This is a genomic window from Magnetospirillum molischianum DSM 120 (assembly GCF_000294655.1).
Taxonomy (GTDB): Bacteria; Pseudomonadota; Alphaproteobacteria; order Rhodospirillales; family Magnetospirillaceae; genus Phaeospirillum; species Phaeospirillum molischianum.
Window position 1 is genome coordinate 51,841 of the sequence record NZ_CAHP01000028.1, and the last position, 13,064, is coordinate 64,904.

The 13,064-nt window shown below is 60.0% G+C and carries 13 protein-coding genes; 4 read left to right on the top strand and 9 right to left on the bottom strand.

What is annotated here, in order from left to right:
- Positions 1–55 precede the first annotated feature (55 nt).
- Complete coding sequence (locus PHAMO_RS20410) at positions 56–568, bottom strand: DUF2441 domain-containing protein (protein WP_002729842.1); 513 nt, start codon at positions 566–568, stop codon at positions 56–58.
- A gap of 162 nt (positions 569–730) precedes the next feature.
- Here PHAMO_RS20410 and PHAMO_RS12505 point away from each other — a divergent pair, with 162 nt between their 5' ends.
- Positions 731–1,480 carry a hypothetical protein gene (locus tag PHAMO_RS12505; protein ID WP_002729843.1) on the top strand — a complete coding sequence of 250 codons (750 nt, stop codon included), beginning with the start codon at positions 731–733 and terminating at the stop codon, positions 1,478–1,480.
- Between the two features lie 247 nt (positions 1,481–1,727).
- On the opposite strand, the gene PHAMO_RS12510 is transcribed toward PHAMO_RS12505, so the two are convergent.
- The 8 genes from PHAMO_RS12510 to PHAMO_RS12540 all read right to left on the bottom strand — a co-directional run bounded on the left by PHAMO_RS12510 (position 1,728) and on the right by PHAMO_RS12540 (position 10,555).
- Positions 1,728–2,186 (bottom strand): hypothetical protein, encoded by a 459-nt coding sequence (locus tag PHAMO_RS12510; protein WP_002729847.1) that lies wholly within the window; start codon positions 2,184–2,186, stop codon positions 1,728–1,730.
- Positions 2,187–2,904: 718 nt separating this feature from the next.
- Entirely contained in the window at positions 2,905–3,987 is a 1,083-nt protein-coding gene (gene hydE / locus PHAMO_RS12515) for a [FeFe] hydrogenase H-cluster radical SAM maturase HydE (protein ID WP_002729849.1), read from the bottom strand.
- Entirely contained in the window at positions 3,984–5,222 is a 1,239-nt protein-coding gene (gene hydF / locus PHAMO_RS12520; protein WP_002729850.1) for a [FeFe] hydrogenase H-cluster maturation GTPase HydF, read from the bottom strand. The genes hydE and hydF overlap by 4 nt, the downstream gene beginning before the upstream one ends.
- 16 nt (positions 5,223–5,238) lie before the next feature.
- Positions 5,239–6,327, bottom strand: coding sequence for a lyase family protein (locus tag PHAMO_RS12525; protein WP_235720839.1), 1,089 nt, complete (start codon positions 6,325–6,327; stop codon positions 5,239–5,241).
- Positions 6,317–6,631: a lyase family protein gene (locus tag PHAMO_RS20075; RefSeq protein WP_235720840.1), complete on the bottom strand. Its 315-nt coding sequence runs from the start codon at positions 6,629–6,631 to the stop codon at positions 6,317–6,319. Before PHAMO_RS20075 ends, PHAMO_RS12525 begins: the two co-directional genes overlap by 11 nt.
- 2 nt (positions 6,632–6,633) lie before the next feature.
- Complete coding sequence (gene hydG, locus PHAMO_RS12530; RefSeq protein WP_002729851.1) at positions 6,634–8,040, bottom strand: [FeFe] hydrogenase H-cluster radical SAM maturase HydG; 1,407 nt, start codon at positions 8,038–8,040, stop codon at positions 6,634–6,636.
- Positions 8,041–8,169: 129 nt separating this feature from the next.
- Positions 8,170–9,861, bottom strand: coding sequence for a methyl-accepting chemotaxis protein (locus tag PHAMO_RS12535; RefSeq protein ID WP_081504517.1), 1,692 nt, complete (start codon positions 9,859–9,861; stop codon positions 8,170–8,172).
- Between the two features lie 88 nt (positions 9,862–9,949).
- The gene (locus PHAMO_RS12540; protein WP_002729853.1) at positions 9,950–10,555 is read right to left on the bottom strand and encodes a TetR/AcrR family transcriptional regulator; all 606 of its coding nucleotides are present in this window, start codon (positions 10,553–10,555) and stop codon (positions 9,950–9,952) included.
- Positions 10,556–10,828: 273 nt separating this feature from the next.
- Here PHAMO_RS12540 and PHAMO_RS12545 point away from each other — a divergent pair, with 273 nt between their 5' ends.
- Genes PHAMO_RS12545 through PHAMO_RS12555 form a run of 3 tightly spaced genes read left to right on the top strand, consistent with a single transcriptional unit; the run spans position 10,829 to position 13,063 of the window.
- Complete coding sequence (locus tag PHAMO_RS12545; RefSeq protein WP_002729855.1) at positions 10,829–11,998, top strand: aminotransferase; 1,170 nt, start codon at positions 10,829–10,831, stop codon at positions 11,996–11,998.
- Positions 11,995–12,462, top strand: a complete 468-nt coding sequence (locus tag PHAMO_RS12550; RefSeq protein WP_002729856.1) for a copper chaperone PCu(A)C — start codon at positions 11,995–11,997, stop codon at positions 12,460–12,462. The genes PHAMO_RS12545 and PHAMO_RS12550 overlap by 4 nt, the downstream gene beginning before the upstream one ends.
- Positions 12,452–13,063: an SCO family protein gene (locus PHAMO_RS12555; protein ID WP_002729857.1), complete on the top strand. Its 612-nt coding sequence runs from the start codon at positions 12,452–12,454 to the stop codon at positions 13,061–13,063. The genes PHAMO_RS12550 and PHAMO_RS12555 overlap by 11 nt, the downstream gene beginning before the upstream one ends.
- The last annotated feature ends 1 nt before the right edge of the window (position 13,064 follow it).

Here is a 13,064-nt window from a genome sequence, read left to right on the forward strand (position 1 = left end):
CCCACCGCTCGCTCCACCATTCCAATATTCATGAGGCACAAATAAATGGACGACATCACTTCTTTCTCGCATCTGGTTTGGGGGGGTATGCAGGATCTGGGCATCGTGGAGACGAGGCATCCACGCACCGGAGGATGCGGATGGGCGAATTCACCAAAATCTCCGTATTCCCAACTCCTTCCCCACGCCAGTATTGACGTGCGCATTCCTCCATCTCATCGAAATAGTAGCTGTCGTCAACTGGATAGCAATACGTCCAGTCGCCGATGTGATTAGGTGTGTCAGTGTATAATAATTCAACTTCATATATCAGCAATGTTCTGCTGTCAGCCCTGTTTTGATATGTTTTGGCAATTTCATAGCTCGGAACCATGTAGCAACATTCAAGCCGACTTGGTTTGTGTGGAAATTCTTTCAGACGAATTTCCTCAAGAACCTTCTCCCTGAAGGCAACTGCGTAATTTCCAAAGTTTGGTTGATACAGACGAACGATCCGTCCCCAATTTCCGGGCTCGATGATGCTACCCGCACGAAGGGGTATAGGGGCACAGTGAAAGAAGCTCTGCATGAGTGCTATCCATTAGTTGAGTAAGTCAAAGCATATGAGGTTGCTTGCGGGGAGTCTACCTGCACTCCGGTGCCGCTGCTCTCCCGACTGACTCACCCCGATTGTCTCGCCGCCCCGATCCCGGAGGCGGTTTTTTTGTGCCCAATGGAGGGGCTTTGATCCATGGATATTGATTTGGTGACAATCCTGACCGCGCTGGGTGTCTCGCCCCAGGTCGCGGCGCTGGCCGTGCCCGGAGTGATCGCGGTCGCGTCGGCTCTCGATGCGGCGATCCCCCAGCCCGCGACTGGGTCGCTGTGGATCTGGCCGCGCCGCCTGCTGTCGTGGCTGGCAATCAATGTCGGTCACGCCCGCAATGCGGCCACCAGGGCAGGGCGGGGTGGAGCCGTTGCCCTGGTGCTGACGGTGCTTGCGGCGGGTAGCCTGTCGGCCTGCGCCGGGACCGGACAGACCGGCGGCACCGAGTGGAGCGCGGCCCAGACTGCCTATGTCGAGATCAAGACCGTGATCGCGGTCGAGCGGGTGGTGGCCAAGACCGCAGCCACCCCCGGTCTATCGGAGGCGGTACGGGCCGATATCCGGGCCGGTGCCCTGGCGCTGGCCAGCGGTGTACGATCCCAGATCGAGGTGCTGACAGCCGGGGGTGATGTTGGCGATCAGGCCAAATCGGCGGCGATTGCGGCGGTGTCCAATCTGATCAGCCAGATCGTCCCTCTGCTCGATGCCGCGCACGGCTCGGATGTCGAGCCTGAGGTGGCGCTGATCGCGGCGGGGGGCGGAGCGCTGCAATCCCTGCCTGCGGTGATCGGCGCGGTGGTCGCGGTCAATGGCGGGTACGATCCCCCGCCCGAGGCGCTCGCCGCCGCCCTGGCCGAACTGGCGACGGTGGCCGATAGCGTCGGGGCGCTCTGAGCGATATCAAATACGTCTGCCGCCGATCCCTCACGGGGTCGGCGGCTTTTTTGATTCTGGAGATGGCGACATTGGGCCGAGTCCGGGAGGGCGGGTTTCTGCCGCGTATCGATGAAATTGGACTTTGAGCCGGGCAGGTATGCCAAGCCCCCTCTCCTGAGTTCGGTCGGTCCTCCGGTGGCCATAACATCGATATCAAGTGCTGGGTTACACCCCAGCGAACCAAGCGCCTAGCTGCGGCGGAGTTTCAGGTCTGCTTGATGGTCGCGCCGCCGGTCATGACGATGGAACACCCGGCTCCAACCTCAATAGAGGTTCCCTGGCTGCGCAACGAGGTATTCCCTCCAATCACCGTTTTGCCAGAGGCACCGGCGCCACCGCCAGTCACAAGCAGCTTGGAGGAAATCCGTGCTCCTGCGATTTGGACTTCACCGTGCTGGTGGTCAAATTTGATCCCGTTGAGAGCTTCCAGCACTCCCGCATCGATCTTGATCGATCCGTTGGACGCCTCGGCGACGATCACGCCCACGGCGTCCCGGAAAACCTTCTCGATATCTTGAAGGTTGCCGGAGGCCTCCGCTTGCGCAGCGGCTTTAGCAAGATCGGGGCGACGGGCCGCCACATAGTCGAACGCGAACTTAAGCGCTTCCTTCGAGATGTCCACTGTGGCATGCGCGGCCATTGCAATCAGGAAATGTTCAAGCATAGTCCTCTCCGAAAAGTTCGCCCAGATATTACAACCAAGGATGTTTATCGCAACGAACATAAACGCTGAATAAGTGCGTGCAGTCTGCACCTCGTTATACGAGGCCGCCGCCAAAAGCGCCACTCCGCCTGTGCAACGTAAGCGTAGCCTCCCCAGCATCCGGTAAGCAAGGGCTGACCGGGCGCGTCCGCTATGGAGACGTTGCTAAGATCAAACTGACGACCGAAATGAGGCGCAATCCGGTCAGGATAGGCTAGCGGGGAGGGGGATGATTTCAGCGATCCCCCGTGTGAGGGAATTTGTGAGGGACTGGACGTCCGAATTGAACGAAAATCAGCCTATTTATCTACTTTCAACTAATTGAAAATAAATACATTTTCTTCGGTGCATGTATCTGGGGGACTGGGGGTCGCAGGTTCGAATCCTGTCGCTCCGACCAAATTTTTCAAAGAATTCGACGACTTAGAAGAGCGGCCCAACAGGCCGCTCTCTGCGTTTTGGTCAACTGTAACTCTACGACAGGCCCGGTGTAGCGCAGCGGCTGATTTTGGACGCGGTGAACACGTTCATTCTGCTCCGTTTTCTTCCTCAATCACCAGCACCTCACCGAAGCGATGCTGCGGGTACGCGATACCCTGCGGGCTGAGGTCAATGCGCTGCATCGCCAAGTGGCTGGTGATCATGCGCGCCGACGACGGCGGGTAGTCCCCGGAGAGGGTTATTTGGCTGTGACGGTAATCGGCAACCGGCGTCGGGCATGGGGAGAATCGCCCCATTCGTCCCAGCCGACTCGGCGTCCGGAGGCGATCACCCGACGTTCCAGGCAGCCCCGGCATTCCAGGCTGCCTTCGTCCAGACAGGGCTTGCCGTCGTAAAGCTGGTAGTTGCGACGGACACCGCGTGGGGTGACATTGGGCATGGTGACGTTGGCACCATAGGTGATGCCACGCTCACGTCCATCCTCGACCAGAGCCTGCAATGCGGTGGTTGCGGCAATGTTGAGGGTCGGCAGGGCGAGTCGGGTGACCGCGATCATTTTGAGGCCCAGAGCAAGCAGCGGTTCGCGCGCCATCATCGCCGAGGCGGGCATCGAACCGCCCTGTGAATGGAGGTAAGGCCCCATCCCAATCATGTCGATATCACGCTGGCCGTAAAAAGCGATGTCTGCGGCGAGATCGTCGAGGGTCTGGCCGGGCAGGCCGATCATGACTCCGGTCCCAACCTGGAACCCGGCAGTGCGCAGATCGTCAACCGCTCGAACCCGTGTCTCAAAATGTTGGGCGGGAGGATGGAGAGTGGCGAACAGCGCCGGATTACTCGTTTCAATCCGCAGCAGATAGCGGTGGGCCCCGGCATCGCGCCAGCGGCGATAGGTTTCCAGGCTCTGTTCGCCCAGCGACAGGGTAATCCCCAACCCCTGCGGCAATCGTTCGCTCAGGGACCGGGCACGGATTTCCGCGACGCACTCCTCGACGAAGGCGATGAATGCCTCATCCCGCCGTTCCCCGGCCTGGAGTACGCACGAACCGTATCCGGCCTCCGCACAGAACAAAGCCGCTTCAATGACCTCATCGCGGTCGAGGCCATAGCGTTCGACCTCGCGGTTGCTACGGCGTATCCCGCAATAGTAGCAGTCGAGCGCGCAGCGATTCGACAGCTCGACGATCCCCCGGTAATGGACCGCGTTTCCAACCGTTTCCGTGGTGAGATCGTAAGCCGAGCGGCGCAATTCCTCGATGGCGGCCGGGTCGGTCAGGCCCAGCAACCGGACGATCTCGGCGTGGGATAGGGCTATCGTCATTGTCCGACACCTCTCGCCCGCTCGAACGCCGTCAGCGCGGCAGGAAAACAGCCCAGGGCACGGGGTAAAACCCCCTGGAGCAATGAAATCGCGACCCCGTAATTGGTCATCGGCACCCCCTGAGATCCGGCGCGGTCAAGTCGGGCCAGCATGTGCCGCCGTGTCACGGTGCATCCGCCGCATTGAATGATCAGGGAATAAGGCGATAGATCGTCGGGGAAGTCCTTTCCCGCCGCCACATCGGTTATCAGTCCGCCACCGACATATTGATTGAGCCAGCGCGGTATCTTGACCCGGCCGATATCGTCGGCAAGGGGATGATGCCCGCATGTCTCGCCGATCAACACACGGTCGCCGGGTCGTAATCGCTCAATCGCCGCCGCACCGGCGGCCAGTCGGTTCAGGTCACCCTTAAATCGAGCCATCAGGATCGAGAAGGTTGTCAGCGGAATTTGCGGCGGCGTGTCGGCGGCGGCTTTCAGGACCACCTGAGAATCGCAAATCACTAGCTTTGGCGGGCGGCCTAACCGGAGCAACGCGTCCGGGAGTTCGCGTTCCTTGACCACCATGCACATCGCATCGCTGTCGAGAATCTCGCGGATCACCTGGATTTGCGGCAAGATCAGTCGTCCCTTCGGTGCCCCGAGGTCGATGGGAACGACGAGAACCGCTAATTCCCCAGCAGGAACCAGATCGCCGACCAGACGTGGCTCTTCCAGCCGAGCTTCGGGAGCCAGCCGGGCGATGGTCTGTTTCAGGACGTCGAGACCGGCTCCTGTCTGGGCGGAAACGGTCAAGGTCTCGCGACCGGCGGCTTTTGCCGCCTCCAACAGGGCGGGAGTGGGTGCCCCCAGATCGCTTTTGTTGATTACGACCAAAGTGGTCGTAGAGCGAGCGCGCAGAGTCTCGGTCAGTCTGGCTTCGAACGGACCGAATCCATCCGGCCCAACCACCAGCAAGGCGAGGTCCACCCGCTCAAGAATTGTTTCGGTACGGCGGACCCGCTCTCCCCCCAGCGCGCCGTCATCGTCGATGCCAGCGGTATCGACAAACAGAACCGGGCCGATCGGAGCCATTTCGATCGGCTTCTCTACCGGGTCAGTGGTGGTGCCGGGTATGTCGGAGACGATCGAAACGTTCTGTCCGGTCAGGGCGTTGATCAGGCTGGACTTGCCAACATTGCGCCGACCGAACAGACCGATATGCAGGCGTAATCCGCGGGGTGTGTCTTGCATATTCGGTCTTCTCTCCCTATCCACGATATCCTAGCGCTACCATCGCCTGGGGCGACAGCAGCCGCTTCAGCGTCGCCGCATCGGCCAGTCCAGCTTCAATCGCCAGTTCAACTACCGGCCGGCCGGTGGCCCGCGCCGTGGCGGCCAGGGTGGCGGCACGTTCGTGTCCGATCAGCGGCACCAGGGCGGTCACCGTCGTCCACGACGCAGCGACATGCCCGGCGCAGACGGTACGATCGACCTCGATCCCCTCGACGCAGCGGGCGGTAAACAGTCGGTTGACCGCCTCCAGTGCTGATAGGCTCGACAACAGCGCCTCGGCCAGTAGCGGTAGAAACGCATTGAGTTCCAACTGGCCCGACATTGCCGCCGCCGTTACCATCGCATCGTTGCCGATAACGTAGAGCGCGGTTTGGCCAACGGCCTCGGCGATCACCGGATTGACCTTACCCGGCATCAGGCTGGACCCAGCCTGAACGGCGGGCAGGATCAACTCCCCCAGCCCGGCCCGTGGACCAGAGGCGAGCAGGCGCAAATCGGATGAAATCTTGAACAGAGTGGTGGCATGTGCCTTCAGAATGCCGGAGACCTCGACGAACGGGTCGGCATTCTGGGTGCAATCGACCAAATTCTCGGCGCGAGAAAGGTTGAAGCCGGTCTCCGCGCGCAAGGAATCGATTACGGCGAAGATATAATCGCGCGGTGCGTTCAGCCCGGTGCCGATCGCGGTGCCGCCCAGATTAACCACCCGAAGTCGTTCCTCGCATTTGAAAACCCGCCAGCGGTCTCGCGACAACGCTTCAGCCCAGGCAGAGACTTCTGCTCCGAGACTCATCGGCGCGGCGTCCTGAAGTTGGGTGCGGCCGATCTTGATCACGTCGGCAAAGGCGGCCTCACGCGACTGGAACGCGGTTTGAAGCGCCGCGATCGACGGTTCCAACCGCTTCAGCAGGGCGATGGCCGCCACCTTGATCGCGGTAGGAAAGACGTCGTTGGTCGATTGATGCAGGTTAACGTGGTCGAGCGGGTCAACCTGAGCATAAGTTCCGCGTTGCCCGCCCAGCTTTTCCTCGGCGCGGTTCGCGAGAACCTCGTTAACGTTCATGTTGAGCGAGGTTCCCGCCCCCCCCCTGAAGCGCATCGACGACGATCGATCCGTTCAGGCTTCCATCGGCCAGTTCGGCGCAGGCGTCCAGGATCGCATCGGCGATGGGGCGAGGCAGGAAGCCAAGATCGCGGTTGGTCCGCGCCGCCGCAGCCTTGACCTGGGCCATCGCCCGGATCAGGGCAGGGGCGGGCGGTCGTCCGCTGATCGGGAAATTTTCAACCGCCCGCAGGGTGTGAATCCCCCACAGAACGTCGTCGGGAACCTCGCGCTCACCCAACAGGTCGCGTTCGTGACGCGCCATCGTCAGCAGAATACGTCGCGTTTGCCAGCCCGAACCATGTCAGCCAGCCGTTGCGCTACCCGTCCGTCCTTGGTGTCCATTGCCGCGATTTCGGCGGCAATGGCTTTCTCACCGGCGGCCAGCGTGGCTGGGCCGCTGTAATCGAGCAGATATTCAAGGAAGGTTCCAACGGCATTGGGACCGCACTTTTCCTTGATCTCGCCGGTCTTCGCCAGATCCATGAAGTCCCCGCCGGTCCGTCCGACCCGGTAGCAAGCGGTGCAGAAAGACGGGATGTAGCCCATCTGAGCGATGTCCTGGACCACCTCTTCCAGGCTGCGGTGATCGCCAAGCTGGAACTGGCCCGACTCGAACCGCTGTTCGTCGGCATAGCCGCCCGGATTGGTCCGCGATCCCGCCGAAATCTGGGACACGCCCAGGGCGTAGGTCTCGCGCCGCATCTCCGCGTTTTCCCGTGTTGACATGATCAACCCGGTATAAGGAACGGCAAGGCGCAGGATCGCCACCAGCTTCTTGAAGTCCTCATCCGAAACAGGTTGAGGGGGGCAGGTCGCCATATCGGACCCGCTGGCCGGTTCCATTCTGGGAACGCTGATGGTGTGACAGCCGACGCCGAACCGTTCCTCCAGATGTGCGATGTGACTGATGAGCGCCAGAATCTCAAAGCGCCAGTCGGCCAGTCCGAACAGAATTCCCATTCCGACATCATCGATCCCGGCTGTCATGGCGCGGTCGAACGCGGTTACCCGCCAATCGAAATCGGCCTTGCGCCCCTTGGGATGGGTCGCGGCATAGACCTCGCGGTCATAGGTTTCCTGAAACAGCTGATAGGTGCCGATTCCCGCGCCGTGCAAGGCACGGAATTCCTCAATGGTCAGGGGGGCAAGATTGGCATTGACCCGGCGAATGGCCCCGGCACCCTTTTGCACCGAGTAGATGGTGGCGATGGAGTCCAGCACATAACCGAAGCCGCCAGCGGCGGCATAGGATTCGCCCGCGACCATCAGCACCCGTTTGTGTCCCTGACTGATCAGGATCTCGGTTTCGCGGGCAATCTCTTTTTGGCTCAGGGTGTGGCGGACCAGAGCCTTATTACTGGCGCGGAAAGCGCAGTACAGGCATTCGTTGCTGCATCGGTTGCTGATGTAAAGCGGCGCGAAGAATACCATCCTGCGGCCATAGATCGCCTCCTTGATCTGCTTGGCCGTAGCATACATTTCCTCAATCAGATCGGGGCGGGTCAGTGCGGCCAACACCGCAACATCGTCAAGATCTAGCCCTTTCAACTCGCGTGCTTTGGTTAAAACCTCGGCAACCCGTTTGTTATCCTCGGCCGCATTCCGGGCCAGGGCAGAGCGAATGCGGCCAGCATCGAGCCAGTCGGGGGCTTGGGGAGCGGGCAGGGTCATGATCTGCGGTCTTCCTGACGTGAGGGGGAGCGGGCTTTGACCCGCCCGCTTTTTGATTGCCCTCATTCTTCCGCGCCGGTCGCAACGAAGTCCAGTGGAACATGTCCAAAACCGAAGCGTCGCGCTCACTCAGGCAGCGCGGACATTCTCAAGGAAACGGACCACCACCGACTTCATTTCGGTGGCATCCTGCGATAGTGAGCGGGCGGAGATCAACACCTGCGCCGCCGCTTCGCCGGTTTCCGCCGCCGATTGCGACACGCCGCCGATGTTCGATGCGACCTCGTTTGTTCCTTGCGCCGCCTGCTGGACATTGCGGGCGATTTCGGCGGTGGCTGCCGATTGTTCTTCAACCGCCGCAGCAATGGCTCCGGCGATGCCGTTGATTTCCTGAATACGGTTGACGATGGCGCCGATCGCGGTAACTGCCGCTTCGGTCGAAGACTGAACCGCGCTGATTTGGGCGCCGATTTCTTCGGTCGCTTTGGCAGTCTGATTGGCGAGGTGCTTGACCTCGCCCGCAACGACAGCAAAGCCCTTGCCGGCATCGCCTGCCCGTGCCGCCTCGATCGTCGCGTTGAGCGCGAGAAGGTTGGTTTGCGATGCGATGTCGTTGATCAAATTGACCACCGCGCCAATCCGCGCCGAACTGTCGGCTAATCCCTGCACGGTCTCATTGGTGCGGCTGGCCTCCTCGCTTGCGGTCCGCGATACGCGGGAGGATTGCTCGACCTGACGCCCGATTTCCGAGATTGAAGCTGACAATTGCTCGGCGGCGCTGGCGACGGTCTGGACACTAGCCGAAGCCTGTTCGGTGGCGGCGGCTACGTTGGACGCCTGTTGATTTGAACGGTCGGCATTCGATGTCATCACCTGGGCCGTGTTTTCCATCTGCGCGGCTGCCTGCGACACCATGTCGAGAACATTGCCGATGGCACGATCAAAATCGCCGGTTAGATTCTCAATCCTCCGAGTGCGTTCATCGCGTGCCAGTTGTTCTGACTGGCGCTCGGCTGCCAACCGTTCGGTGCGAATTGCATTGTCTTTGAAAACCTGGACCGCTTTGGCCATCAGGCCGATTTCATCTCGCCGTTCACGCGCAGGGATTTCGATGTCGTGGTCCCCTTCGGCCAAGCGACGCATTGCCTCGGTCATCGTGTTGATCGGCTGGGCGATTGCACCGCGCAGGGTTCCCGCCATGAAAACGATCATCGTCCCCATCACAGCCAGAGCGATGAACATAGTCAGTCGCGCGTTATCGTATCCGATAGCCAGATTTTTTGCGGCCTGAGCCGCACCGGCCTTATTTAATTTCACATCCTCTAAGAGAACGTTTCGTGAATTGGTGTAAAGAACATATCCGTTCCCTAGCTGAAGCTCTCTTGCTTCAGCTTTTAATCCTTGTCGTGACAGGCTGATAACTTTCTCCGTTTCCTGAAGGTAAAGTTCCCAATTTTTTATAAATCTGTCGTAAATCGCGCGTTCTTCACTCGATACGATTAGAGCTTCATATTCTTTTTGTGCTCCAACGATCCGTTCGCGTTGCTGGGCTATTTTCTGATCTTGCTCTGCGATGGCGGCCGGGGTTGTGGCGGTAATGTGAGCCAATTCGCGCACCCGATGCTCGACCATCATTGTTTCCAGGCGGGCAAGGACATCGACGCTGGGAAGCCAGTTTTCGTTGAGATCAACGCCAGCCCGGTTCATATCCGCCATTTCGATCAGATTGATGCCAGCGTTAATTATCATGACAAGCATCACTGCGGAGAATGCCAGGGTGATCTTGACTTTTATCTTTAGGTTGTGGAGCGCCGCCAGCATTCCCGTCTTCCCTATCGCAGGAGCCGCAAATTACATTTGAGATTTTATCACACCGTAAGCCATATGCAAATGGTTATAATTGGTGTGTCTAATTTCGGACGGCGGCGTCGATCAGGGCCTCGGCGGCTGCGGTGACAGACGTTACAGGGCTGTCGTCTCGGCCTAGGGTGTTGCCCAGGCTGTAGGCCCCCTCCATCAGTAGCATCAATTGATCGGCCAAGCTCTGAGCAGAGGCAACCCCTAGAGCCGAGGTCAGCAGGGTGAGGCGGTGGCGTAATTCGCGTTTGTTGGCCAGGGCGACGGCATGGCCGGGATGGCTGGGATCGGGGAATTCGATCGCGGTGTTAACGAAAGCGCAGCCACGGTAATCCGGGCTGGAAACGCGTTGCGACAAGGCCTTGAATAGGTTGGACAATTGTACTCGGGGCGAAGCATCGCCGGCGGCAACAATCTCGTCCCACCACAGCCAATAACGCCGGTTACGGTCGGCCAGAAATGCCGCCACCAAATCGTCCTTTGATGGAAACGAGCGGTAGAGGCTCATCTTTGCCACGCCCGCTTTTTCGATTACGGCCTCGATGCCGACGGCGCGAATTCCTTCCCGATAAAACAAATCTGCCGCCGCGGCCAGGATGCGGTCGCGGGCGCACATTTTGCCGGGACAGTCGGATGTTTGCGATTTTGTGGTGTTCATCTTGGTTCCGGTCGCGTCATCGACTGACAATGATATGGACCCCTGTGTAACGGTGCAAGGTGTAGACCGTTCTGCCTTATCCTGCGTTGGTCTCTACGCCGATTCCGAGGCCCGCTCCGAATTCTTCATGCAGTGGGTAGGGAGATTACGTCTAATAATTTGATTTTAAATTAAATTTTGTCGGATCGAGATGGTCTTCATCGACGGGTGCGAGGGGCGTATAAATCAGCTATTCTGTTATTTTGACGTCTTGATTTCGGAGCCTCAGTCGCCGTGCATCCCGTTTTTGCAACCTGCGGAACTTCGGTCTTCGAAGAGATGTCCCGTCTTTCCGCCACTCATGGCGCGATCAATCTTGGCCAGGGCTTTCCGGTGGGGATGGAGCCGCCGGGAGTGGTTGAGGCCGCTGTTCGCGCTCTGGGCGAGGTCTCCCATCAATACCCGCCGATGATGGGGGTGCCGGCCTTGCGTCAGGCAGTGGCCGAGGCTAACCGCCGTTTTTGGGGGCTGGAGGTCGATGGCGAGACCGAGGTGCTGATCACCTCGGGCGCAACCGAGGCTTTGGCCGATTGTTTCCTCGCCCTGATCAATCCGGGGGACGAGGTGATTGTGTTCCAGCCTGCCTACGACAGTTATGGCGTCGCAATCCGCCGCGCGGGTGGCGTGCCGGTGCCGATACGACTCGATCCGCCGAATTGGGATTTGCCGCGTCAGCAGATTCTCGACGCGATCACACCTCGTACCCGCCTGATCGTCGTCAACAGCCCGATGAATCCGATTGGAAAGGTCTTTGATCGCGACGAACTTGGCTTCCTCGCCGACCTGCTCGACCGTCACGACCTGATCGCGGTGTGTGATGAGGTCTACGAGCACATTACCTTCGACGATGTGGTTCACGTCCCGTTGATGACATTTCCCCAGGCGCGCGAGCGTTGCCTGCGCATCGGTTCGGCAGGGAAGACTTTTTCCGTCACCGGGTGGAAAGTCGGTTATGTCACCGCCGCATCCGCTTTGCTCGGGCCGGTGGCTCGTGCCCATCAGTTCCTGACGTTCACCACGCCCCCCATGCTGCAAAGCGCGGTCGCCTTCGGCCTTCGGCTGGGCGACGATTATTTCGATGGATTGAAGGCAACCCTTCGCCGCCGCCGCGATGTATTGGCGACCGGGTTGCAGCGGCTGGGGGCCGAGGTATTAACCTGTGACGGCACCTATTTCCTGTGTGTCGGTATCGCCAGTTTAGGGGGAGGGGGTGACGATCACGATCTGTGCCGACGTTTGACCGTCGAGGCTGGAGTCGCCACGATCCCCCTCAGCAGCTTTTATGAAGGCGGCGCAGTTCGCTCCCATCTTCGGTTTTGCTTCGCGAAGGAAACCGATGAGTTAGAGCGGGCCGTTTCGCGGATCGAATCCTGGCTTGGCCCACGAAAAAGGAGAGCGATATGAAGCGTTTCGCCGTTGCCGTTGGTGCTTTGGCCCTGGGCCTGGCTGCTTTGCCCGCCCTCGCTGCCGATATCGAGATCAGCGGGTCTTTCTTGCGGCCCCCAGTTGTTGATGGAGGTAACGGTGCCGCCTTCTTTACCATCACAAACCACGGCCCCGCCGACCGCCTGATCGCCGCCGCGGCTCCCGCCGCTCGGGCGGTCGAACTGCATACCCATCTGCGCGATGGCGATGTGATGCGGATGCGCAAGGTCGATTCGATCGCCGTACCGGAGCAGGGGCGGGTCGAGCTAAAACCGGGCGGCGACCATGTGATGCTGTTTGGACTGGATCCGGCGGCGGTTGTTCCCGGTGCCCGGTTACCGTTGACTCTTACCTTTGAGCAAGCGGGTGCGATTCAGATCGAGGTTCCGGTTGCTACCTTGCCCGGTCCCATCTCCAAACCGGGGGCTCACGGTGATCAATAACACTGTAAAGGCTGCCGGGCTGGTCGCGGCGCTGGCCATCGCGCTGATTCTGGTCGTGGCGCTCAGTCCGGGCTTGTCCGAGCGGATCGGTCAGGGCGTGGCGTTGGTGGCGTCTTCTCCGTTCGAAGGCGGCTTCGCTCTGACCGATCAAACGGGAAAGCCTGTGAACGACCGCGATTACCGCGGTCGCTTCATGTTGGTTTTTTTCGGCTATACGTTCTGTCCCGACGTTTGCCCAACCACCTTGACCGTCCTGGCGGGGGCGCTGGATCGCCTCGATCCCGCGACAGCCGCCAAGATCGTGCCGATCTTCGTGACCCTCGATCCCGAGCGCGACACTCCTGCGGTGATGCGCCAGTATGTCTCCGCCTTCAGTCCCGCGATTGTCGGCCTGACGGGTAGTTCCGACGACATCGCCAAAGTGAAGAAGAATTATCGGGTTTATTCGGTCAAGGTCGAAGGCAGTGCCCCGGATCTGTACACGATCGATCACTCTGCGCTGTTATACCTGATCGGTCCTGACGGACGGTTCCGCGCCACCCTCGATCCTGGCCATTCCGCCGAGGGGTTGGCGTTGGCGCTGACCCGCTCCGTGCAGTAGA

What these genes read in the sequence shown, in the direction of transcription:
- PHAMO_RS20410 (WP_002729842.1), bottom strand. Translation starts at nt 568, where the DNA reads ATGCAGAGCTTCTTTCACTGTGCCCCTATACCCCTTCGTGCGGGTAGC.
- PHAMO_RS12505 (WP_002729843.1), top strand. Translation starts at nt 731, where the DNA reads ATGGATATTGATTTGGTGACAATCCTGACCGCGCTGGGTGTCTCGCCC.
- PHAMO_RS12510 (WP_002729847.1), bottom strand. Translation starts at nt 2,186, where the DNA reads ATGCTTGAACATTTCCTGATTGCAATGGCCGCGCATGCCACAGTGGAC.
- hydE (WP_002729849.1), bottom strand. Translation starts at nt 3,987, where the DNA reads ATGACGATAGCCCTATCCCACGCCGAGATCGTCCGGTTGCTGGGCCTG.
- hydF (WP_002729850.1), bottom strand. Translation starts at nt 5,222, where the DNA reads ATGCAAGACACACCCCGCGGATTACGCCTGCATATCGGTCTGTTCGGT.
- PHAMO_RS12525 (WP_235720839.1), bottom strand. Translation starts at nt 6,327, where the DNA reads ATGAACGTTAACGAGGTTCTCGCGAACCGCGCCGAGGAAAAGCTGGGC.
- PHAMO_RS20075 (WP_235720840.1), bottom strand. Translation starts at nt 6,631, where the DNA reads ATGGCGCGTCACGAACGCGACCTGTTGGGTGAGCGCGAGGTTCCCGAC.
- hydG (WP_002729851.1), bottom strand. Translation starts at nt 8,040, where the DNA reads ATGACCCTGCCCGCTCCCCAAGCCCCCGACTGGCTCGATGCTGGCCGC.
- PHAMO_RS12535 (WP_081504517.1), bottom strand. Translation starts at nt 9,861, where the DNA reads ATGCTGGCGGCGCTCCACAACCTAAAGATAAAAGTCAAGATCACCCTG.
- PHAMO_RS12540 (WP_002729853.1), bottom strand. Translation starts at nt 10,555, where the DNA reads ATGAACACCACAAAATCGCAAACATCCGACTGTCCCGGCAAAATGTGC.
- PHAMO_RS12550 (WP_002729856.1), top strand. Translation starts at nt 11,995, where the DNA reads ATGAAGCGTTTCGCCGTTGCCGTTGGTGCTTTGGCCCTGGGCCTGGCT.